The sequence below is a fragment of the Phycobacter azelaicus genome (genome assembly GCF_014884385.1).
GTDB classification, from domain to species: domain Bacteria; phylum Pseudomonadota; class Alphaproteobacteria; order Rhodobacterales; family Rhodobacteraceae; genus Phycobacter; species Phycobacter azelaicus.
This window is the reverse complement of the sequence record NZ_WKFH01000003.1, coordinates 2,723,276-2,746,528: the sequence shown is the minus strand read 5'-3', so window position 1 is coordinate 2,746,528 and position 23,253 is coordinate 2,723,276. Positions and strand designations below refer to the sequence as shown.

Below are 23,253 nucleotides of genomic sequence, written 5' to 3'. Positions count from 1 at the left end.
TGGAGACCTCATGGACCGCATCGACAGTAGCCTGATCGCGCTCCGCCGTATTGTGCGGGCAACCGAATTGTTTGGACGCGAGATTCGCCAGACCACCGGCGTAACGCCAGCTCAGTTTCGGGTACTGCAGATCATCAGCGAACAGGGCTATGCGACGGCCAAGGCGATCTCTCTGCGCATGCGTGTTTCACAGGGGACGATCACGTCACTGGTCGATAAACTGGTGCGCGACGGCCTGGTGACCCGTGAAAAGTCCAGCCAGGATCGCCGTCAGATCAATATCACCCTGACCGACAAGGGCGGACAGATCCTTGAGGAAGCTCCAGACCCGCTACAGCAGCGCTTCGTGCGCAAGTTCAACGCGATGGAGGACTGGGAACAGGCCATGCTGGTCGCCAGCCTCGAACGTGTGGCAGCGATGCTCGATGCGGACGAGATCGATGCCTCCCCTGTGCTGGCAACCGGCGACATTAAACACGCCTCCGGATTCTAGCGGGAAATATTTCTCACTAAATCAATCACATAAGATAAAAATGTAAAAAACATTCACATGACCTCTTGCGAGGCGGGGTCTCACTCTCGATATTGAGGATGTAAAAGAGATTTACATCAACCCGCAACCGGAGGTCCCGATGACGAGTTATACCCAAACCGCAACTGCACCCCATGCCCCGGGCCATCCGCAGGGGTGGTTCTCACGCAGCGAAGCCTGGCTCGACAGCAAAGGCAAAGGCGCCTGGATCGCTGCCATGGTGCTTGGCTTTGTTTTCTTCTGGCCGATTGGCCTCGCCCTTCTGTTCTACATGATCTGGAGCAAACGCATGTTCAACAAATCCTGCCGCAGTCATAAACCCTGGGCCCATCACGCCATGTCCGCCATGCGGTCCAGCGGAAACAGCGCTTTTGACGCCTACAAGGCTGACACCCTGCGCCGCCTCGAACAGGAGCAGCATGACTTCAACGCCTTCCTGCAACGCCTGCGCGAAGCCAAGGACAAGGCCGAATTCGATGAATTCATGGAGCAGCGCGCCGCCGCGGCCGCCGAAGAGGCAGACGAATCGGAAGAGGAGCCCAAGCGGGCCTGATCCTTCCACCACCTCCCTCGCCCCCAATGGGGCGGGGGCATTCCATTTTCGCGTTACATCCCCTATTCAATTGACATCACAGGATGCACAGATGACCGCCCTGCCCGACCCCGACTATCAATCAGAGTTCTATGCTTCTGTAGCGCCCAAGCGCCTGATCGCCTGGATCGTAGACAGCGCGATCATCATAGCTCTTTGTGTGGCGATCGGGATCCTAACGGCCTTTATCGGCTTCTTTTTCTGGCCACTGCTGTACCTGATGATCGGCTTTGCCTATCGCACCATCACCATTGCGAACGGGTCTGCCACCTGGGGCATGCGGTTTGCCGGAATCGAATTGCGCGATCTCTCGGGTCGGCGCCTCGACACACAGATGGCAGCGCTGCACACCGGCGCCTATACGATGGCTCTGGCTCTGCCGCCTTTGCAGATCGTGTCGATCATCATGATGATGACTTCTGCCAGAGGACAGGGTTTGGGCGATGCCCTGTTGGGCACGGTCATGCTCAATCGGCGGAGCACGGTGCGCTGAACGCCTTTGACCCGCCTCGGGAAACCACTGTGAAACCATTTTGACCGAGCACCCTTGGCGCGAAGGGTGCTCGTTGCTATCCTTAAGGATAAGACTTTCTCTTGAGACATCCGTTCTGGACCTTAGCCCACCCCTATGCGCCACACTCTTCCCATCGCTCCTCAGTTTTATGTGACGGCTCCCCAGCCCTGTCCCTATCTGGAGGACCGGATGGAGCGCAAACTGTTCACCGCCCTGCAAGGGGACGGCGTGGAACAGTTAAACAACAGCCTGTCGCAGCAAGGGTTCCGGCGTTCGCAAAACGTGCTCTACCGTCCATCGTGCTCAGACTGCTCAGCCTGCCTGTCGGCGCGTATCGATGTTGCGCGTTTCGCCCCCAGTCGCAGCCAGAAACGCACCCTCAAACGCAACAGCCATCTGATCCGGCGCGCAACATCGCCCTGGGCGACCGAAGATCAGTACCAGCTGTTCCGACACTATCTGGACAGTCGCCATTCTGATGGCGGCATGGCGGATATGGATGTGTTCGAATACGCTGCTATGATTGAAGAAACGCCGATCCGCAGCCGGGTGGTGGAATACAGCAGCCGCGAAGAAAACACGCTGTCAGCCGTTTCGCTGACAGATGTGCTGGAGGACGGGCTGAGCATGGTTTACTCCTTCTACCAGCCCGATCAGCCTCAGAACTCCCTCGGCACCTACATGATCCTCGATCATATCGAGATCGCCCGTGACGCAGGACTGCCCTATGTCTACTTGGGCTATTGGGTCAAAGGCAGCCCCAAAATGGGCTACAAGACCCGATTTTCAGGGCTGGAGCTTTACCATGGGGGCAAATGGAAACGCTTTGAAGAGCTGCAGGCCACCACCGGCAGCCCGTCCGAGACGGCCAGCACCACAATCTCCGAGCAGGTTGCGAATATCCAGCTTCCCCAGCAGCCGATTCACAAATCTCGCTGAGCCGCGCCCGGAATGTCGACTTATCTCGCTTGATGAGACCTGACGCAACGTCCCGGACTGATAGTGCGACTTTGTTTGCCGCCGTGGCCCGACTACGCTTTTCCCAAAGGGAGAGCATCATTCATGACATCAGAGCACACGGCGCAGACCTTTGAGGTCTGCAAAACGGATTTGGCCAGATATCGTCTGACATCTGAGGAACAGCGCCCGCCTGCCCCCGGTGAGATAAGGGTCAGGGTCGAGCGTTTTGGCCTGACGGCCAACAACATCACCTACGGCGTGGTGGGCGAGCGGATCGGATACTGGAAGTTCTTCCCTCCCAACGACCAAGACTGGGGCGTGCTCCCGGTCTGGGGGATTGGCATTGTCGAAGAGAGCGCCGCAGAGGGCGTCTTTGCAGGAGAACGACTTTTTGGATATTGGCCCATGGCCTCCCACGTCACGCTTGAACCGCAGCAAGTTAAGGAGAAACGCTTCTTGGACGGTGCCGCATACCGGCAAGATTTGCCTGCGGTCTATAACCGCTATGTGCGCCTGTCCAAGGACCCGGATTATGATGCCGCCATGGATGATCTGCGCATGGTGCTCTGGCCGCTATATGCGACCTCTTACTGCCTTTATGACTTTTCCAAGGACAACGACTGGTTCGGAGCCGAGCAGGTGTTGATCGTCTCGGCATCCTCCAAGACCGGGATCGGCACCGCCTACGCGATAAAGGAAGACCGGGGCGCCCCGCCCGTTCTGGCGCTGACCTCCCGCGGGAATGCACATAAGGTTCGAGCGCTCGCCCTCTATGATCAAGTTTTGACCTATGACGATATCGAAACTGCGCTCAAAGCGCACTGCCCTACCCTGATCATCGACATGTCTGGCTCAGGTCCTGTCATCAGCCACCTGCATCGGAACCTTGGATCGGCGATGCGCTATACCAGCCACGTTGGACTCACCCACTACGACGAGGCTGGCATGGGCGAAGATTATATCCGGGAGCGCAGTGCCATGTTCTTTGCCCCCGGCCATATCGCAAAGCGTGGCAAGGATTGGGGGCCGGGCGAATTCGACCGCCGGTCCGCCGCCTTCTGGGAGCGCGCAGCCAAGACAAGCTCAAAATGGCTGTCGCTATCTCACGGCGTCGGCGCTGAGAGCGTGGCCGCTGCCTACCGAGAGGTACTGGAAGGCCGAATACCCGCCGACAAGGCTTGGACCCTGTCCATGGGCTAACCTGGTTTTAAGTCGCTGATCACAAAAAAGGGCCCCGCAAAGGGCCCTTTTTCAATTGCTTTAGAGATCCGATCAGTTCGGCATCAGGGACGGAACGATGGTCACGATAGACGGGAACAGCCAGAGGATCGCCAGACCCGCAACCTGGATCAGCACGAAGGGCAGAACCCCGCGATAGATGTGACCCGTTGTCACCTCTTTCGGCGCCACACCGCGCAGGTAGAACAGCGCAAAGCCGAAGGGCGGTGTCAGGAACGACGTCTGTAGGTTCACCGCAACCATGATGGTCACCCACTTGGGATCGAATGAGCCACCATAGATAACCGGCCCGACAATCGGGATCACGATGTAGATGATCTCGAGGAAGTCCAGAACGAATCCCAGGAAGAACAGAACCAGCATCACGATCAGGAAGACCGTCATCTCGTTGTCAAAGCTCTTCAGGAACTGCTGAATATAGTGCTCGCCACCAAAGGAAATCACCACCAGGTTCAAGAGCTGCGAGCCGATCAGGATGGTGAAGACCATTGAGGTCACCTTGGCGGTTTCCCGTACGATCGGTGTCAGCACCCCGCCCTTGAACAGCACAAAGCAGCCAAACAGCAGACCGAACAGCGCGTAAAGATAAGCGCCATAGGCAAAGAAGAAGGCCACCCAGCTTTCAAAGGAAACGTTGTCCTGATTGATCCGCAGATCGAAGTTGATTCCGATCAGGATGCAGATGATCACCGCGAAGGTCGACCCGATGATGATCTTGCCCGAACGTCCTTCGTCCTGCAGGCGACGATAAGCCGCCAACATGATGGCACCACCCGCCCCAAGCGCCGCAGCAGGCGTCGGGTTGGTGATCCCGCCAAGGATCGAGCCCAGCACAGCAACAATCAGAACCAGCGGTGGGAAGACCACGCGGATCAGATCGTTGCGCGCACAGCGGATCGCCGCTTCTTTGCAGCCATAAAGAGCGATGGCCACAGGAATCAGGATCAACAGAACCGTCGTCCCGGACGAAGTTGTCGGCGCAATCATCAGGATATCGACCAGCGCCAAGAGCAGCAGGCCTATGGCGCCCACGATCAGCGGTTTGCCATCCCGCGACGGGGCAACACCGCGCCCAACTGCAAGAACCAGACCGAGCAGAACAATGATCACTGTGATCCCGGTGCCCAGCGGTGCCGCGTTGGCGATCTTTGCAGCACGGGCTTCGGCGATCTGATCTTCGTTCAGACGCTCTGCAGATGCGACACCGCCAGCGGCATCAATGGCTTTTTGCTCCTCAACGGCTGCATCCCAGGCCTCTTGGCCGTGCAGCTCGATCATTGAAGCCTTACACTCAGGCCCAACCGAGGTACGCAAGGAAGCGGTTTGACCCGCGTCCGAGAAGCTGGAGACATTGATATTCTGCGAACCGATAACGTTTACCGAGCCAAGCAGCATGGCACCGCCGATGATCGCAGCAGGCACACCCAGGAACCAGGTCAGTGCTTCATTGCGAGTAATCGGCTCATCGCCTGTAGTGCCCAGTTCAACCGCCGGTGCTTTCTCCGGGTTCAACAGCGCGAAGCCAAAAGCATAAAGTGCATAAAGCAGGGCCAGCATGATGCCAGGCAGAAGCGCCGCCTGGAACAGTGTACCGACCGAGACGACCGCAGGTTCTCCGAGGAAGGTCAGCGCGTCTGTGCAGCCTGCCTCCTGCGCACGGGTTTCCTGAGCAGTGGAGTAGAGATCCCCGGCCAGCGTGCCCAGAAGAACGATCACGATCGAGGGCGGAATGATCTGCCCCAATGTGCCAGAGGCCGCGATCACGCCTGTGGCGAGTTCGGGACTGTAGTTGTTGCGCAACATGGTTGGCAGGGCCAGAAGGCCCATGGTCACCACGGTCGCGCCCACGATCCCGGTGGAGGCCGCCAGGAAAGCGCCCACAACCACGATGGAAACCGCCAGACCGCCGGGCAGCGGGCCAAAGACGCGCGCCATGGTGGTTAGAAGATCGTTGGCGATCTTAGAGCGCTCCAGCGTGATGCCCATCAGAACGAACATCAGCACCGCGAGCAACGTCTCGATGGACGCCCCCGCCAGAACCCGCTCGTTCATGCGGTTCACGATGAATGACACGTTCCGATCCAGTGCGGTTTCCCACCCTTGCGGGAAGACCGGTTCACCAATGCGGGGCAACTCCGGGTATCGGAAGATTGAGATTGTATCGGGTTTAACCCCCGAGTTCACCAGATCGCGGTAGACCTGCGAAGAGGTGTCGATCGCCTGGTGGATCAACAGGCCCGCACTATCCAGTGCGGCAATGATCCCGAAGGAGATCACACCGGCGCCGCCGATGGCAAAAGCCACCGGGAAGCCGGACAGAATGCCTCCGAAAAGGCAGAAGAATACGATGATCAGGCCGATTTCGACGCCATCAAGACCGAATAGCATGTCAGCTGTCCCTTAGGTTAATGCGCGCCTTCATAGGCTTCTTCGCCCTCTCCAAGGCTATCCTTGTCGAGGTATTTGTTTTCACTTCCCTGGCCTTCGATGAACTCCAGCAAAGAGCGGTAGAAGAAGGCGATGGCGTGGAGGAAGACGATGCCGGCAAAGGCCACAAGCAAGATCTTGAACAGGAAATACCCGTTGAACCCGTTCGGGCTGAAGCCGATGGTTTCGACGTTCCAGCGCAGGGCGCGCGCCTTCATCACCAGACGATCCAGCGTATCCGAAGCCGAGGGTTTGGGCACGATCAGGTGGCGCCACAGGAAAAACCAGCCATACATCCAGGTCAGAACCGCAGCAGGCATCATGAAGATAAGCGAGCCAACCATGTCCACAACCTTCTTGGCGCGGAAGCTGATGCCCGAATAGATCAGGTCCACCCGCACATGTCCGCCCTGCACAAATGTGTAGGACACGCACATGCAGACCACGAGCGCGTTATAAAGCTTCAGCTCTTCAGCAAACCAGGAAATGTCCATCTGCAGGTCGATGCCCAGACCAAAGCTCATGTCAGGCCGGGCAAAGACGCGCTGCATGAACACGATGATGATCTGCTGAATCACCATGATCAGGCCCGCCCAGGCGAACAAACGCCCGGTTCCGTTCGCAAAACCTTCGAGCCCGCGCACGACGCCCCACATGACCTGGCGCCGGTAAAGGCCAACCCCGGTCAGGACCAGGAACGCGGTGAACACAACAAAGAAGAACTCGACCGAACCACCATAGTAGACAAAGCGCATGAGCGACTGTTTGTCCTCCAGGGTTTCCAGCCCTCCCGTCCAGGCCAGCCACTGGCTGGTGTTGGAAAGTGCATAGCCGAGATTATAGAAGGCGCCGGCGATGTTCTGAGCGAGCCAGAGCAGACCACCCCCAAGGGCGCCGAAAAAGGAAATGCCAGTGTCGTCCTGCATTGTTCCCCCGGGATCATGGATTGTGCCTAATCAACAGAACCAGAAATGTCGCAGGCGACAGTGTAGTTCTTGACCGGCCACAATGGAAAAGGGACCCCCCGCACGGGTGGCGGAGGATCCGATGAATGCAAGTGAAGCGAGTTAGCCCAGAACGCGGCCGCGCTGTGCGGTGTAAACGCCCGAGGACAGCTCCAGCCAGTTGGCCGAGGACTTCATCGATGCCATGGCGCTGTCGTGGATCTTCTTGAAGAGATCGTCGCCCATGTTCTCGGCCATGACTTCCTGCGAAGCCTTGCCGAATGCGTCCCAAACGCTGTCCGGGAATTCCATGACCTTCACGCCACCGGCCTGCAGACGCTGCAGGGCTGCACCGTTGTTCGCGAGGAACTGGCTCAGGTTCCACTGGTGGGTTTCTGCAGCGGCCACTTCGATGATCTTCTGATGCGCAGGGCTCAGGCTTTCAAATACGTCACGGTTGGTTGCCAGCGACAGACCCGCGCCCGGCTCGTGGAAGCCAGCGGTGTAATAGGTCTTGGTGATTTCCTGGAAACCGGCTTTCTCGTCTGCCCAGGGACCAATCCACTCGGTGCCGTCGATCGCGCCGGAGGACAGAGCCTGATACACTTCGGAACCGGGGATGTTCTGGACCGATGCGCCCAGTTTGCCCAGTGCCTTGCCGCCCAGACCCGGCATACGGAACTTCAGACCGTTGAAGTCTTCGGGGCTGTTGATCTCTTTGGAGTACCAGCCGCCTGCCTGGGCGCCAGTGTTACCTGCGATGAAGGACTTCAGGCCAAAGATCTGGCCCAGTTCGTCGTGCAGCTCCATGCCGCCATCGTGGTAATACCAGTTCACCAGTTCCTGAGCGGTCATGCCGAAGGGAACAGCGGTGAAGAATGCGTAGCCCGGGTGCTGACCCACGAAGTAGTAGTCAGCCGCGTGGTACATGTCGGCCTGCCCCGAGGACACAGCGTCAAACACTTCGAAGGCGCCAACCAGTTCACCGGCCGCCTTGATATCAACGGTCAGGTTACCGTCGGACATGGCGTTTATCAGGTTCGCAGAGCGCTCGGCCGCGTCAAACACGCCTGCCAGGCCACGGCCCCACGAGGTCACCATGGTCAGCGTACGCTTGCCCTGTGCATAAGCCGGTGCAGCAAGAGTGGATGCTGCCGCGGCGGTACCGCCCAGAGCAGAAGTTTTCAAAAAGGAACGACGATCCATGTGTTTTTCCTCCCAAAGTATATGGATTGCCCACGGACATGCCGCAGGCGGATCGGTTCGAGTGGCGTTACCCTAGCCACGCCTCCGAAGTTGTGAATACCTACTACTGCGTAGATCACAGGTTTTTTGACCAAATTCAGTCAGAAAGCTGCATTGATTTTGGGCTGAGGCTTCTTTTGTTGCCCATTCTCTTTGTAAAACGCCCTCTCGCGGCTCTTGCTTTCGATTTATGTTTGCGTGACGATTCGCCCCTGCCCTTTTCCAAACCGCGGAGCGCCTCATGCGCCTGTTCAACAGCCTGTTTCAAAGCCTCTTTCGCCCGAACTACGCGCAGAAACTATCGCTGCTGGCTGCGTTTCCACTTTTGATTGCAGTGACAGCCATCGCGGTTCTGGTCGCTTATCAATCGCGTGCTCTGGCCGACCGGGAGATCCGCGCTCTGGAACAACAGCTGATCGAGGCCAAAAAGGCCGAGTTGCGTAACTATGTGACGCAAGCCCGCAACGGGTTTTCGCATATCTACGGTCTTGCCGCCCCCGATGACGCAGAAGCCAAGGAACAGGTGAGCCAGATCCTGAGCGCGATGATCTACGGACAGGACGGGTTCTTCTTTGTCTACGACTACGACGGCAACAACCTCGTCAGCCCACGCCAGACCGAGTTCATAAACCAGAACTGGCGCGGGCTCACCGACAGCCAGGGCACGCCTGTGGTTGACACATTCATCGATCAGGCCCGGCAAGGGGCCGGCTGGCACAGCTTCATATGGGAAAAACCCTCCACCGGCGAAGAGGCACAGATGATCACCTATGTGGTCGGCCTTCAGGATTGGCAATGGGCCGTCGGGACCGGCGTTTTCATCGATGACATTCTCGCCTCCGTCGCGACTGCGCGAGCCGAGGTTGAAGACCGTGTGCAGCGCACCTTTTTCTACATCGGCGGGATCACGCTGGTGGCGATCCTGCTGGTGTTTGGCTCCGGCATGGGGCTGAACATTCGCGAGCGGCGCCTGGCGGATGCCAAGCTCAAGGAACTTACGCAGCGCGTCTTTGACGCTCAGGAAGAAGAGCGCGGGAGGGTGGCCCGGGAACTTCATGACGGGATCAGCCAGATTCTAGTGGGGGTGCGCTATGCTCTGGACAACGCTCGCCGCCGCCTGATGCGCGGAGATCATGATGGCGCCTCGGCGCCTTTGGACAAGGGGATCGAACACCTTGGAACGGCTATCGCCGAAGTGCGCCGCATCAGCCGGGATCTGCGCCCGGGCGTTCTTGATGATCTTGGCCTTGGCCCGGCGCTGAAAGCACTGACCGACGATTTTGCCGCTCGCACCGGCATCGAGACTGAATTTTCCACCGTGGTCTTCCGCAACCGGCTCGACCAAGATGCCAAAATCGCTCTCTATCGCATCGCGCAGGAGGCGCTCACCAATATCGAACGCCATGCCGAGGCCACCCGCGTCAGCATCGATTTGCGTGGACATGCACGCGGGGCCACCATGCGCATCAGCGACAACGGGCGCGGCCTTGCGCCGAGAACCACCGCGAAAGCATCCGGAATCGGCCTGCGAAATATGCAGGAACGGATCGATCAGCTTGACGGCACCTTGCGGATTCTGTCATCAGGGGGCACCCAAAGCGGCACGGTGATCGAGGCAACACTCCCCTTGAGCCACCTCCTGCCGCCGGGCAATGAGGCGACACCGCAACGGGTGTCGTGAGGAGGCAGTCAAGCGGGGCTGCGTTTGGTGACAAACAGACTGTTGGGGATGGCGTTCTGTTGCAAGACACTCAAAACTCACCCGTGAAGGTCCTGATCGTTGACGATCACCCGATGGTGGCCGAAGGCATCCAGTCGATCCTGGAAAGCTATGACGACATCGAGGTGGTCGGGTCTTTGACAGACGGGGAGGAAGCTGTCGCACTGGCGGGCGAACTGACGCCCGATGTCATTCTGATGGACCTCAACATGCCGCGTCTTGGGGGGCTCAGTGCCACAGAGATCATCCTGGAACGTTGCCCCAAGACCCGCATTCTCATCCTGTCAATGCATGACAGCCCAGAATACATCTCTACTGCGCTCAGCCATGGCGCGATGGGTTATGTTCTGAAGGACGTCCCGACCCAGGCCATCAAGGACGCCATAGATGCCGTCATGCGCGGCGAGCAATACCTCTGCACTGGCGCCGAAGGCTCGCTCAAACCAAAGGACAGCGCTGCCCGCGAAGCCCTGACGGGCCGGGAACAGACCATCCTGCTGGAACTTGCGCAGGGTAAGTCCAACAAGGAAGTGGCTCTGACGCTCGACATCTCGGTGCGCACGGTGGAGACCCACCGCAAGAACATCAAGCGCAAGCTTGGCATCTCCAGCACGGCCGGTCTGACGCGCTATGCGTTGGAGCACGGGGTGCTGCAGGGCACAGGTGTCGGCCTTTAGGCCCAAGACACTGCCCCGCTCAGCCCCAAAGTTGTCATGTCGCGGTGCAGCGGACCGCGCAGGCCTCACGGCAGGGGCTACATGGTAGGCGCGCATTTGTTTTGCGGAAATGTCGCAACCAACCCCGGCCAGCGCAAGAAAATGTCTCCAGAAGGGCATTTTCCACAGGTTTGCCGGTTGACGCCCCTGTCCGCCAGTCCTAGTCTGCGCTGCAACGCAAAAGAGGAGCCTCACGGCAAATGACTTCCCTAGTCGTCATTGTAGGAACCAAGCGCATGGGCCGGTAACGGTAGACCATAATCTGACCCATGCGCCTCCGACCAGAAAATCGGGGGCTTTTTTTATGCGGAATGGACGTTGCCGCCAACTGGAGCAAAAGCAGATGAAACGTGAAATGACCGGCGCAAAAATGGTTGTCCAGGCCCTGAAGGATCAGGGTGTGGACACGGTATTCGGATATCCCGGTGGCGCCGTGCTTCCGATCTATGACGAAATCTTCCTGCAGAACGATATCCGGCACATTCTGGTCCGCCACGAGCAAGGCGCGGTTCACGCTGCCGAAGGCTATGCGCGATCGACTGGGAAGCCGGGCGTCGTGCTGGTCACCTCGGGCCCCGGCGCCACCAATGCTGTGACCGGCCTGACGGATGCATTGCTTGATTCCATTCCGCTCGTCGTCCTGACCGGCCAGGTGCCCACTTTCATGATCGGCTCGGACGCCTTCCAAGAAGCCGATACTGTCGGCATCACCCGCCCCTGCACCAAACATAACTGGCTGGTAAAGGACACCGACAAGCTGTCGGGCACCCTGCACGAAGCTTTTCACGTCGCTACCTCCGGCCGCCCCGGGCCGGTTCTGATCGACATTCCGAAGGACGTGCAGTTCGCAACCGGCACCTATACCGGACCGAAACCGGCCGCTTCGCACTATCAGCCGCCTGTGAAGGGCGACATGGAAGAGATCACCGAGCTGGTCGCGGCGATGGAAACTGCCAAACGCCCGGTGTTCTATACCGGTGGCGGCGTGATCAACTCCGGCCCCGGCGCGAGCCAACTGCTGCGGGAACTGGTCGACGCAACCGGCATCCCGGTGACCTCCACCCTGATGGGGCTTGGCGCCTATCCGGCATCTGGCGAAAACTGGCTGGGTATGCTCGGCATGCACGGTCTTTACGAGGCCAACATGGCGATGCACGACTGCGATCTTCTGATCAACATCGGCGCGCGCTTTGACGACCGCATCACCGGCCGGATCGATGCCTTCAGCCCCAAATCCCTGAAAGCACACATCGATATCGACCCGTCATCCATCAACAAGGTGATCCGTGTCGATATACCGATCGTGGGCGATGTGGGCCATGTGCTGGAGGACCTCCTGAAGGTCTGGAAGGCGCGTGGGCGCAAGACCAATAAGGAGGCGTTGGCGAAATGGCAGGCCAAGATCGCCGATTGGCGCGCGGTCAACTGCCTTGCCTACAAACCTTCCGAAGGCACCATCAAGCCGCAGTACGCGTTGCAGCGCCTGGAAGAGCTGACCAAGGGTCATGACCGTTATGTCTGCACCGAGGTCGGCCAGCACCAGATGTGGGCCGCGCAGTTCCTCGGCTTTGAAGATCCCAACCGCTGGATGACCTCGGGCGGGCTGGGCACCATGGGCTATGGCTTCCCGGCCTCCATCGGCGTGCAGATGGCACACCCTGATGCGCTGGTGATCAACGTCGCAGGCGAAGCCTCCTGGCTGATGAACATGCAGGAGCTGGGCACCGCCGCGCAGTATCGCCTGCCGGTGAAACAATTCATCCTCAACAACGAACGGCTTGGCATGGTACGCCAGTGGCAAGAGCTGCTGCACGGCGAACGCTACAGTCATTCGTGGTCCGAGGCGCTGCCCGATTTCGTGAAACTGGCCGAAGCCTTTGGCGCCAAGGGGATCCTCTGTACCGATCCCAAGGATCTCGACGATGCGATCATGGAGATGATCAACCACGACGGCCCGGTGGTCTTCGACTGCCTGGTGGAGAAGCATGAAAACTGCTTCCCGATGATCCCCTCGGGCAAGCCGCATAACGAGATGCTGCTGGGCGAAGCGGAAACCAAAGACGCGATTCAGGCTGGTGGCGCGGTACTGGTCTGATCCGGTTCGCTCCTCTTCACGAAATTGACTGGTCCGACCAAACGACTGAGGACCAATAGGAAAAAGGACAACACCATGTCTGCCCTACACATCAAAAAAGGCGCCACCAAACATTCGGCCTATAACCTACGTCCCACGTTCTCCGACGTTCAGGAAAGGCACACGCTCGCCCTTCTGGTCGAAAACGAACCGGGCGTTCTGGCCCGTGTCATCGGCCTGTTCTCGGGCCGCGGCTATAACATCGAAAGCTTGACCGTGGCCGAGGTGGATCACACCGGCCACCTTAGCCGCATCACCGTTGTCACCACCGGCACACCGCAGGTGATCGAGCAGATCAAGGCGCAGCTTGGCCGTATCGTGCCCGTTCATGAAGTGCATGACCTGACCGTCGAAGGAGCCTCGGTCGAGCGGGAACTGGCAATCCTCAAGGTGGTCAGTGACGGCGACAAGCGTGTCGAAGCCCTGCGCCTTGCCGATATCTTTCGCGCCAACGTGGTGGACAGCACGCTCGAGAGCTTCATCTTCGAAATCACTGGCGCGCCAGACAAGATCGACGCTTTTGCCGACCTTATGCGCCCGCTTGGCCTGATCGAAATCGCACGGACCGGGGTTGCCGCCCTGCTGCGCGGCACCTGATACGCCGAGGCTCCACCGCGCGATCCCGCGGAATCGCCTTCGCCCAAAACACCGAAAGGCCGAGACCAGGTGTCGGCCTTTGTGCGTTATTGCGTATGGGCTACTGCAGTTCTCGTCACGAATATGCGTAGAGACGCTGTCCCAGGCGGCGGGGGCGAAGAGCCCACCGTTTCATGTTGAACGCTCGCTCAGCCGTAGCGAGCGGGCTTTCCGCGGCTTGAGCGGTCTGGGAATGGAATCACATTGCTGTCGTTGGCCGGGCGACGCACCTCTGTCATGCTTGAGCCAGCGGCTTGCGCAGTCAACCCACTGTCTTTTGAGGAAACACGAGCCTCTGTGGGCTGCGCAGAGCCGCAATCCAACAGCATCTCAGACAATGCCGGGTATGTCTGACCTTCAAGGATGCGTGTATTTGCAGCCAACCTCAGGTTGCCGTCCTCCTCGAGATCGAACTGCACCCAGTCGCCCTTGCAAACGGAAGTACGCGAGCTGTCATGCGCCTTGCAGTAGTAGGCAAGGTCACCTTGATCTTCACACCAGATGATCGCCTTGCCTGCGTTACTGTCGCTCCAAAGTACGTATCCAATCATCGTGCTAGCCTCGTTCGTTTATCGCTCAATTTTGGGACAATTGTGGGGGCACCAACATGGCTAATACTGCGTCGGGCTATTGCATTTTGTGTCAAATACAACGATCATGTGACGCCATATGGAACCATACTTGACGCGATTAAGCGACAAACAGATGAAATCACTTCGAATGACAGGAAAAATTTGTCTGCGAACACTCGGATAATGGCGGAATCAGGAACGCGATATCCCTCAAACGGCGCGCGTCAATCACGCTCTCCTGCGGAATTGCGGGACATGTTTGGTGCGAATTTGCGTCATCTTGCCCAGCAATACCCCTCTGTATCTGAGCTGTCGCGGCGCCTTGGCATCAACCGCACGCAGTTCAACCGATACATGTCCGGCGAGAGTTTTCCGCGTCCGGACGTGCTGGACCGGATCTGTTGCTTCTTTGACGTGGATGCGCGCATCCTCCTTGAGCCGGTCGACACACTTGGACAGCACGGAAAGATCATAACGGGGCCATTCCTGTCGGATTTTCTGGGTCACGGATTTCAACACCTGAGTGAGCAGATTTTCGCATCCGGCTTCTACCGATTCACCCGCCGGAGTTTCATCAATGAGGACCGCTTTGTTGTCGGTCTTGTGCAGGTATTCCGGGGTGAAGCGGGTGCAACGTTCATCAAAGGTTTCGAAGCCAAGGAGGCCATGAGAAATCAAGGCTTGCCTGAAACGCCTGCCTCGCGAGAATTTCGCGGAGTTGTAAGCTGTCACGAGGATGGTGTCGCATTCCTGATTTCAAAGCGCCGCTCCATGACCTATTCCTTCAATTACCTGGCGCGGGTTGCATCTTTGGAGAACAATTACTGGGTCGGCTATGTGGCCCGAACGGTACGCGAAGGAGGCGGCGAACGCGTGACCCGTATGGTCTACGAATACCTCGGACAAAACATCGCTCCGGCCATAGCGGCTGCGCGCGGCACAGGTTTCGTTACCGAAGAGAGCCTGCTTCCCTATCACCGCAGATTGTTGCGCACTGGAGAGCCATTCTCGTAACTGCTCCTTCTCGTTGCTAATTATGTGCGATGATGCGGTATATATGCCAGGTCGCATGCCCCAACAGGGGCAGAACGATAAATAGACCGACAAAGCCCGGCACCATGGCTGCAAATGTCAGGACTGCAATCAGCATCCCCCAAAGGATCATCGGAATGAAGTTCTGCTGGACGTAAGAAAAGCTGGTGATCATCGCCGTCACAAAGTCCACTTCGCGGTCCAGCAAGAGCGGCAGGGATATCACCGTGATCATGTAAAGCAGCAGCGCAAAGAGCGCCCCGACCACGGAGCCCACCGCCAGCATGCTGAGGCCTTCCACCGTCAGAAACACATCCAGCGAGGTCGAGATATTGGTCATAGTGGATAGCCCCAGAAACAGGGCAAAGATCATGTGTCCCAAGAAGAACCAGAACAGAAATACGACGATGATGATTGCGCAGATCGATGGCAGCTGGCGGCGGCTTTGCTGCAGGACCACGCCAAGGATGGCACGCGCATCCATCTCTTCGCCCTGCTCCAGCCGGTGCGACACCTCGTAAAGCCCCACGGCCGCGAAGGGACCGATCAGCGGAAAGCCGATGGCCGCTAGGACCAGCCAAAAGGTGGTGCCGGTCTGGACCGTGAGCCAAGTCATTGCCCAGCCTGCCAGCACGTAGAAACCGGCAAAGAATAGCCCGTAGCCGGGCCGCGCCAGGAAGTCTTTCCAACCGCATTTCAACGCATCGCGCAGGATCTCTCCCCGCATGGGCTGCAGTTCTGGTACGCCAAAGGCCTTGTCTGTCATGGATCCGTTTCCTCCCCGAAACGTCTCTCCTCCTCCCGAGGCGCTCCTCACCCCGCTGGAGGCGCTTTCTGAGACCACTGCGTGACCCCGTGATACTGTTGGCCAAGGCCCAGCAAATTCTGATCCTGCCCCTGGGCGCCAAATATCTGAATGCCCATGGGCAGGCCGTTGTCCCCAAACCCTGCCGGTGCGGCTAGGCAGGGCAGTCCCAACAGGCTGACCGGCAGCACTACCTGCATCCAGCGATGGTAGGTATCCATCTGTACGCCTGCAATTTCGCGCGGGTAGTCGATTTCAACCAGGAAGGGCCAGCATTGGGCCGTGGGCAGGACCAGCGCGTCATAGTCCGAAAACAGCCGCGCCGCCGCACGTTGCCAGTCTGATCGCAGGTCCGATGCCTCCTGCACCTGCTGGGCGGTCATGGCAAGGCCGCGCTCCAGCTCCCAGATGGCAGTTTCCTTCAGATGCTCGCGGCGCCCTTCAAAGACGCGCAGGCCCGCAGCCACCGCAAAGGAGCGCAGGGTGATCCAGGACTCCCAGATCTTTTCCGCCGGGAATGGCGGCGCCACGGCTTCCACGCTGTGGCCCAGATCCGCGAAGGTCTTCAGAGCATCTTCGCAAGTGTCCAGAATGCCTGCCTCCATGGGGAAGGCTCCGCCCCAATCGCCCAGCCAGCCGATCCGCATCCGGTCCGGTTCCGGCAGCGGCATCACAGGCATTCCGCCGGAAGCCATGGGTTGGCGCGCATCGGGCCCCGCCATCACGTCCAGAAGCAGCCCGATATCCTCGGGGCTGCGCGCCATGGGGCCAAGCGTCGACAGAGTATGCAGGAAAAGATCGCCCTTGGGCTCCGACGGGACCCAGCCCCAGGTGGGGCGAAAGCCATAGACATTGTTCCAGCCCGCCGGGTTGCGCAGGGATCCCATCATGTCGGAGCCATCCGCCAGCGCCACCATATCCGCCGCCAGCGCCACAGCCGCCCCACCCGAAGAGCCACCACAGGTGCGCCCGTGATCGAAAGGGTTTCGCGTCGCGCCATAGACCGGGTTGAAGGTATGCGACCCCAGCCCGAATTCCGGCGTATTGGTCTTGCCGATCAGGATCGCCCCCGCCGCCCGCAGGCGCGCGACGAACAACTCGTCCTCGGTGGGCACGAAATCCTTCAGGAGCGGCGAGCCCTGGCTGGACACGATGCCCCTGACATTGGCGAGATCCTTGACCGCCATCGGCAGGCCATGCAGCGGCCCCAGCGGCACATGGGCCGCGCGCATGGCGTCGGCCTTGCGGGCCTCCTCCATTAGCTCATCCGCGCGTCTGAGCGCCACGATGGCATTCAGATCCGGATTCACCGCCGCAATCCTCGCCAGCGTCCGCTCCATCAGCGCCGTGGCCGTCAGGCTGCCATCGTGCAATTGCGCCAGAAGATCGCTTGCTGAATGATAGTCGCTCATGGTCGGCCAGGCTCCGTTCTCGGTATGAGACAAAGCCTAGCGACAGATTTTTGCAAAAGAAAGCGGTGACTTGTCTCAGGTCACCCCCGGAAGTGCCGGATTACTCCGCCTGGGCGTCCGCGCGGCTTTTGCCGGAGACGTTCAGCGCCAGGGTCGCAGCCATGAAGCCATCGAGATCGCCGTCCAGCACGCCCTTGGTATCCGAGGTTTCATGGCCGGTACGCAGGTCCTTCACCATCTGGTAGGGCTGCAACACGTAGGAGCGGATCTGGTTGCCCCAGCCCGCATCGCCCTTGTTCTCGTGGGCTTCGTTGATGGCCGCGTTGCGACGGTCCAGCTCCAGCTGGTAGAGGCGCGATTTCAGGGCCTTCATGGCGATGTCGCGGTTCTGGTGCTGGGATTTCTCGGAACTCGTCACAACGATGCCGGTGGGATGGTGGGTGATCCGCACGGCCGAGTCGGTGGTGTTCACGTGCTGACCGCCCGCACCCGAGGAACGATAGGTATCGATGCGGATATCCGCCGGGTTCACCTCGATATCGATATTGTCGTCCACCACCGGGTAGACCCAGACCGAGCTGAAGGACGTGTGCCGCTTGGCCGCCGAGTCATAGGGCGAGATCCGCACCAGCCGGTGCACGCCGCTTTCGGATTTCAGCCAGCCATAGGCGTTGGGGCCGGAGATCTTGTAGGAGGCGGATTTGATCCCCGCCTCTTCGCCCGCGCTTTCGGATTGCAGCTCGACTTTGTAGCCCTTCTTTTCCGCCCAGCGCACATACATGCGCGCCAGCATCGACGCCCAGTCGCAGCTTTCGGTGCCGCCAGCGCCTGCGTTGATTTCAAGGAAGGTGTCGTTGCCATCGGCCTCTCCATCCAGAAGCGCTTCCAGCTCCTTTTCGGCGGCCTTGTCCTTCAGCGCTTTCAGCGCCTCTTCCGCATCCGCGACGACCTCCTCATCCTCTTCCATCTCGCCAAGTTCGATCAGCTCAATGTTATCGGCGAGATCCTGCTTGATACCCTTGTAGGTGTTGATCGCATCAACCAGCATCTGCCGCTCGCGCATGAGTTTCTGCGCGGCGTCGGGATCGTCCCAGAGGGTCGGATCCTCGACGCGGGCGTTGAATTCTTCAAGGCGGAATTCAGCGGTTTCCCAGTTCAAACGCTGCGCCAGAAGCTCAAGCGACTTCTCGATCTCGGTCACGATATTCTGGGTCTCAGCGCGCATCTTTGGTTTTTCCTGTCATCACGGTCAGGGCTGCGTGATAGCCCACTGTCAAAGGCAGAACAAGTGGGTCTGCTCGGGTGTCAAACACCGCTTTCACCCCCGAGGTATTGCCCGCTGCGGCGGCGTCGACACCAGCGGCACATGTGCAGCACAGGCTGTTTTGTGATAATTTTACCTTTCCAAGTCCGCCCTCACTTTTTGGCAACTCTCGCCCCTTATACGCGAGTGAGCCCCCAAATCTTGCCCATACAGCAACCCAAGGACTTGCGCCCCATGCCTATCGGATACCTCGTTCAACTCGGCGATGCATCGCTGAACACCTCCGATGCCATCACCGGCTCGGCCGTATCCTTTTCCACACTGGATGTGATCGGTTCTGGAAGCTGGACCTGGAGTGGGACTTTGGGCGGCACCAGCATTGTGGGTCAGGTGGATCCGGGCATGTACTACGTGGCGACGGACGGAAACGTATACTTCGTGCCGGATTCGGGCACGGTTGACAGTCTAACGACCGCCTCAGCAACCAATCCACCAACCTACTCTGCCGAGTTTGGCGCCGTAGATGGCACCGCGGCAGCTGACCGGATCGACAGTAGCTATACGGATCCGGATGGAGACAGGGTCGAAGATGGGGGCTCTACCCCCGATACGGTTCTGGCGGGAGCTGGAGATGATTTTGTGTCGACTGGCGGCGGCGCGGACTCGCTGCGTGGTGGCACAGGCAATGATACCCTGCAAGGCGGCAGCGGCTCCGACACCCTGGAGGGCGGCGTCGGAGCGGATCGCCTCGAAGGGGGAAGCGGCATGGATTACGCCGACTACCGCAACTCCGGAGAAGCGGTGAACATCAACCTGTCCACTGGCGCCGCCTCTGGCGGGGAAGCGACAGGAGACAGTTTCAGCGGGATCGATGGGGTCTACGGATCGGACCATGACGACACGATCATTGGCTTTGATCATTCCTCCAGCGATCCTGCGGACACTTACACGAACGTCTTTCATGGCGGTGCAGGCAATGATTACATGGACGGCGCCGGGGGCAACGACAGCCTATATGGTGATGAAGGAACCGACACCCTGCTGGGGGGCGCGGGTGAGGACACGCTTTTCGGCGGCGCTGATGGCGATAGCCTGATCGGCGGAACGGGCGCCGACTTGGTCAAAGGGGAAGCTGGCGACGACACCTTATTGGCAGGTCAGGGCGACACGCTATGGGGCGGCGATGACCGGGATACCTTCCGTGTCGCGAATGACGGCACCACATCGACCGACACGATCTATATTCGGGGCGGTGAAGGCGGCGATGACTGGGATACCCTGGACTTCAACGGTCGCCTTGACCCGAGCACCCTCTCCATCACCAACACCAGTGCCGATGGCACAAAAAGCGGGAACGCTTACCTGCAGGACGGTACCTACGTCGAGTTTGTGGATATCGAAGGCATCATCTGTTTCGCCGAGGGCACGTTGATCGAAACAGTGTCTGGCCCGGTTCCGGTCGAGGCCCTCTGTCCCGGCGATCTGATAGCCACACAGGACAACGGCTATCAGCCACTTCGCTGGATCGGACGGTCAACCGTGCCCGCAGGTGGAGATCTGGCACCTGTCCTGATCAAGGCCGGTACCTTTGGCACCAAGCGTGACCTGCGCGTCTCGCCCCAGCATCGCATGCTGCTGTCCGGTGCCGAAGCGCAATACCTGTTCGGAGGCAACGAAGTCATGGCCGCCGCCAGCCATCTGATCAACGATCACAGCGTTCGGCGCCAACCCACCGAGCTGGTCACCTACCTCCACCTGCTTTTGGATCGGCATGAGGTGATCTTTGCGGAAGGCGCAGCGACCGAGAGCTTCTTTCCAGGCCCACAGGCCTTTGACGCGATGAGCGCAGCCACGCTGGACAGCCTGTTCCGCGCCATGCCCGCCTTGCGCAGCAATCCAAAGGGCTTCGGCCCCACGGCGCGTCAGTGCCTGACCGGCCGCGAGACCAAAGCCGCGTTTGGTTCCGGCACAGCGAGATGAAACCTCAAATGGCCCGAAGCTGCCGCGTCAATACAGCCCGCCAGAGCTGATGGTGCCAAAGCTAGCCTTAGGACCCAGAACAGCCGTACCGCCAGTTGAAGTGGTGACCTGACGACCGGACTGCTGCACCTCTTCCAGCAAGGGAAGGTTCGAGCCCATGGCGAAGCCACCATCAAAGGTCATACCAAAGATCGGCTCGGCGCCATCGCGGAAGTATTCGGCCACGACATAGTCTCCCGAGGCATCCAGTGGCAGCGGTGCGCCGGTATAGCGGTCGATCTTGATGAATCGCCCACCTTCGGGCACCGTGAATGGCCCGCCGCCGAATTTGGCAACAGCTTTCTGCATGAATTGCTGGAACACAGGCCCGCACATGGTGCCACCATAGGCGCCACGTCCCATGGGGCGCGGCTGGTCAAAGCCCATGTAGCAGCCCGCCACGATGTTGGAGGTAAAACCTACAAACCAGACATCGCGCGCCTCATTGGTGGTCCCGGTCTTGCCTGCCGCAGGTACAGGCAGGTTGATAACGCTCGAAGCCGTGCCACGATCGACTACGCCTTTCAGCATCGAGGTGAGCTGATAGGCTGTGATCGGGTCCATCACCTGATCCCGATCCGCCACGATGCGCGGGCTGCGTCCTTCGGGGAGCGATGCCACGGAACAATCCACGCAATCGCGGTCATCATGACGATAGATGGTGCGACCGAAACGGTCCTGAATCCGGTCCACGAGGGTCGGCTGTACCCGCTGTCCACCATTGGCGAACATCGCATAAGCTGCGACCATCTTGTAGAGCGTGGTTTCCTCGGCCCCGAGAGAGTTGGCAAGGAAGGTGCCCATATTGTCGTAGACGCCGAACCGCTCGGCATATCCCGCAACCACGGGCATCCCGACTTCCTGCGCCAGACGGATGGTCATCAGGTTCCGGCTCATCTCGATACCCGTGCGCAGCGGTGTGGGGCCGTAGAATTTGTTGGTAGAGTTCTTTGGCCGCCACAGTCCCTGAGGTGTGTCGATCTCGATCGGGGCGTCGACCACGATCGTCGCAGGGCTATAGCCACTGTCCAACGCAGCCGCATAGACAAAGGGCTTGAAGCTTGATCCCGGCTGTCGCTGCGCCTGAGTGGCGCGGTTGAACACCGAATGCTGGTAAGAAAAGCCCCCCTGCATGGCAAGAACACGGCCCGTATTCACGTCCATGGCGACAAAGCCGCCCTGCACCTCGGGCACCTGCCGCAGCGACCAGTGGCTGAAGGTATCATCCTTCATCTCGGCGCGCACCAGCACCACGTCACCGCGAGTGAAGTTCTCCTGGAAGTTTCCCTTCATCCACTTGATGTCAGCTCGCGGCACGCGGCCGATCTCCGCAACGTCCTCGACGCCAACGGTCAGGGATTGGTCCGCGACCTCCAGCACAACAGCCGGACGCCATTTGCCGCCAAGGGTGATATCCCGCGGCACTTCCGCACTCGACAAGGCGGCGCGCCAAGCCTCTTCGCTCGCCAGATCCTCCTCTGTCAAGGTGACGCCTGTACCCTTCCAGATCCCGCGCGAGCGGTCGTATTTCTCAAGCCCCTGCCGCATCGCAAGGGCGGCTTCCGTCTGCATTTCCTCGTCGATGGTGGCCCGCACGGTAAAGCCGCCGGTAAAGAACTCACCCTCGCCAAAATCCTGGCTCAGCTGACGACGGATCTCATCCGTGAAATAGTCGCGCGGCGGAAGCGCTGTGCGGAAGCTTTCAAAATCGCCGTTCTGGACCGAGCGCAAGGGCTGCTCAACCTCGACCTTGTAGACATCTTCGGAGATGTAGCCATTCTCAAACATCTCCCGCAGCACATAATTGCGCCGATCTGTCAGGCGCTGCTTGCGCCGGACCGGGTGATAGTCCGAGGGTGCCTTGGGCATCGAAGCCAGCGTTGCCGCCTCATGCGGGGCAAGTTCACCCAGCGTCTTGTTGAAGTAGGTCTGCGCCGCAGCCGCCACACCATAGGAGTTTTGGCCAAGGAAAATCTCGTTGAGATAAAGCTCCAGGATCTTGTCCTTGGAGAGCGTCTCCTCCAGACGGGTGGCGAGGATGATTTCCTTGATCTTGCGCGCGGCCTTCCGGTCTCCGGACAAAAGGAAGTTCTTCATCACCTGCTGGGTGATCGTCGAGGCCCCGCGCACATTGGAGCCACGTGAGCGCACGGCTTCGATGGCCGCCGCCGCAATACCGCGTGCGTCATACCCCTTGTGCGTGTAAAAGTTCTTGTCCTCCGCCGAGATGAACGCCTGTTTCACCAGAACCGGGATTTCATCGGAAGGCGTGAACAGGCGCCGTTCCTCTGCGAATTCATCAATCAGCTGCCCCTCGCCCGAGTAGATTCGGCTGATGGTCGGCGGCTGATACTGCGCAAGAGATTCGTGGCTGGGCAGGTCGCGCCCGTAAATCCAGAAAACCGCACCAATGGTGAGCGCAATCACAGCGATCCCAAGGGTGATCGTACTGAAGATCGAGCCAAAAAAGGATAGAATGAACCTGAGCAC

General features: G+C 59.3%; 19 protein-coding genes. 11 read left to right on the top strand and 8 right to left on the bottom strand.

Annotated features, from left to right (window positions below; genetic code table 11):
* Positions 1-10: 10 nt before the first annotated feature.
* The 5 genes from INS80_RS14295 to INS80_RS14275 all read left to right on the top strand — a co-directional run bounded on the left by INS80_RS14295 (position 11) and on the right by INS80_RS14275 (position 3,798).
* Positions 11-493, top strand: coding sequence for a MarR family winged helix-turn-helix transcriptional regulator (locus tag INS80_RS14295; protein WP_192966273.1), 483 nt, complete (start codon positions 11-13; stop codon positions 491-493).
* 139 nt (positions 494-632) lie between these two features.
* The gene (locus INS80_RS14290; protein ID WP_192966272.1) at positions 633-1,085 is read left to right on the top strand and encodes a DUF2852 domain-containing protein; all 453 of its coding nucleotides are present in this window, start codon (positions 633-635) and stop codon (positions 1,083-1,085) included.
* Positions 1,086-1,176: 91 nt separating this feature from the next.
* Positions 1,177-1,617, top strand: coding sequence for an RDD family protein (locus INS80_RS14285; RefSeq protein WP_192966271.1), 441 nt, complete (start codon positions 1,177-1,179; stop codon positions 1,615-1,617).
* A gap of 135 nt (positions 1,618-1,752) precedes the next feature.
* The gene (locus tag INS80_RS14280) at positions 1,753-2,577 is read left to right on the top strand and encodes an arginyltransferase (RefSeq protein WP_192966270.1); all 825 of its coding nucleotides are present in this window, start codon (positions 1,753-1,755) and stop codon (positions 2,575-2,577) included.
* A gap of 123 nt (positions 2,578-2,700) precedes the next feature.
* A complete protein-coding gene (locus INS80_RS14275) occupies positions 2,701-3,798 on the top strand; it encodes a DUF2855 family protein (protein WP_192966269.1) in 1,098 nt (365 codons plus the stop codon).
* A 72-nt stretch (positions 3,799-3,870) separates the two neighbouring features.
* Here the strand turns inward: INS80_RS14275 and INS80_RS14270 are convergent, their stop codons facing one another.
* The 3 genes from INS80_RS14270 to INS80_RS14260 all read right to left on the bottom strand — a co-directional run bounded on the left by INS80_RS14270 (position 3,871) and on the right by INS80_RS14260 (position 8,414).
* On the bottom strand, positions 3,871-6,225 hold the full coding sequence (locus INS80_RS14270; protein ID WP_192966268.1) for a TRAP transporter large permease: 2,355 nt from the start codon (positions 6,223-6,225) through the stop codon (positions 3,871-3,873).
* A gap of 17 nt (positions 6,226-6,242) precedes the next feature.
* Positions 6,243-7,190, bottom strand: coding sequence for a TRAP transporter small permease subunit (locus tag INS80_RS14265; protein WP_192966267.1), 948 nt, complete (start codon positions 7,188-7,190; stop codon positions 6,243-6,245).
* 141 nt (positions 7,191-7,331) lie between these two features.
* Positions 7,332-8,414, bottom strand: coding sequence for a TRAP transporter substrate-binding protein (locus INS80_RS14260; protein WP_192966266.1), 1,083 nt, complete (start codon positions 8,412-8,414; stop codon positions 7,332-7,334).
* A 280-nt stretch (positions 8,415-8,694) separates the two neighbouring features.
* Here INS80_RS14260 and INS80_RS14255 point away from each other — a divergent pair, with 280 nt between their 5' ends.
* The 4 genes from INS80_RS14255 to ilvN all read left to right on the top strand — a co-directional run bounded on the left by INS80_RS14255 (position 8,695) and on the right by ilvN (position 13,620).
* The gene (locus INS80_RS14255; protein ID WP_192966265.1) at positions 8,695-10,134 is read left to right on the top strand and encodes a cache domain-containing protein; all 1,440 of its coding nucleotides are present in this window, start codon (positions 8,695-8,697) and stop codon (positions 10,132-10,134) included.
* Positions 10,135-10,193: 59 nt separating this feature from the next.
* Complete coding sequence (locus INS80_RS14250) at positions 10,194-10,850, top strand: response regulator transcription factor (RefSeq protein ID WP_226892630.1); 657 nt, start codon at positions 10,194-10,196, stop codon at positions 10,848-10,850.
* A gap of 382 nt (positions 10,851-11,232) precedes the next feature.
* Positions 11,233-12,984 carry an acetolactate synthase 3 large subunit gene (locus INS80_RS14245; RefSeq protein ID WP_192966264.1) on the top strand — a complete coding sequence of 584 codons (1,752 nt, stop codon included), beginning with the start codon at positions 11,233-11,235 and terminating at the stop codon, positions 12,982-12,984.
* A 75-nt stretch (positions 12,985-13,059) separates the two neighbouring features.
* Entirely contained in the window at positions 13,060-13,620 is a 561-nt protein-coding gene (gene ilvN, locus INS80_RS14240) for an acetolactate synthase small subunit (RefSeq protein WP_192966263.1), read from the top strand.
* Between the two features lie 188 nt (positions 13,621-13,808).
* Here the strand turns inward: ilvN and INS80_RS14235 are convergent, their stop codons facing one another.
* On the bottom strand, positions 13,809-14,210 hold the full coding sequence (locus INS80_RS14235; protein WP_192967359.1) for a hypothetical protein: 402 nt from the start codon (positions 14,208-14,210) through the stop codon (positions 13,809-13,811).
* A gap of 276 nt (positions 14,211-14,486) precedes the next feature.
* Between INS80_RS14235 and INS80_RS14230 the strand changes: the two genes are divergently transcribed.
* Positions 14,487-15,245 carry a helix-turn-helix domain-containing protein gene (locus INS80_RS14230; RefSeq protein WP_192967290.1) on the top strand — a complete coding sequence of 253 codons (759 nt, stop codon included), beginning with the start codon at positions 14,487-14,489 and terminating at the stop codon, positions 15,243-15,245.
* A gap of 16 nt (positions 15,246-15,261) precedes the next feature.
* On the opposite strand, the gene INS80_RS14225 is transcribed toward INS80_RS14230, so the two are convergent.
* The 3 genes from INS80_RS14225 to prfB all read right to left on the bottom strand — a co-directional run bounded on the left by INS80_RS14225 (position 15,262) and on the right by prfB (position 18,705).
* The gene (locus INS80_RS14225; protein WP_192966262.1) at positions 15,262-16,029 is read right to left on the bottom strand and encodes a DUF2189 domain-containing protein; all 768 of its coding nucleotides are present in this window, start codon (positions 16,027-16,029) and stop codon (positions 15,262-15,264) included.
* 47 nt (positions 16,030-16,076) lie between these two features.
* Positions 16,077-17,480: an amidase gene (locus INS80_RS14220; protein ID WP_192966261.1), complete on the bottom strand. Its 1,404-nt coding sequence runs from the start codon at positions 17,478-17,480 to the stop codon at positions 16,077-16,079.
* Positions 17,481-17,580: 100 nt separating this feature from the next.
* Entirely contained in the window at positions 17,581-18,705 is a 1,125-nt protein-coding gene (prfB, locus tag INS80_RS14215; RefSeq protein WP_192966260.1) for a peptide chain release factor 2, read from the bottom strand.
* A 273-nt stretch (positions 18,706-18,978) separates the two neighbouring features.
* Between prfB and INS80_RS14210 the strand changes: the two genes are divergently transcribed.
* On the top strand, positions 18,979-20,724 hold the full coding sequence (locus INS80_RS14210) for a Hint domain-containing protein (protein WP_192966259.1): 1,746 nt from the start codon (positions 18,979-18,981) through the stop codon (positions 20,722-20,724).
* Between the two features lie 27 nt (positions 20,725-20,751).
* Here INS80_RS14210 and INS80_RS14205 read toward each other — a convergent pair whose 3' ends face one another.
* The gene (locus INS80_RS14205; protein WP_192966258.1) at positions 20,752-23,253 is read right to left on the bottom strand and encodes a penicillin-binding protein 1A; all 2,502 of its coding nucleotides are present in this window, start codon (positions 23,251-23,253) and stop codon (positions 20,752-20,754) included.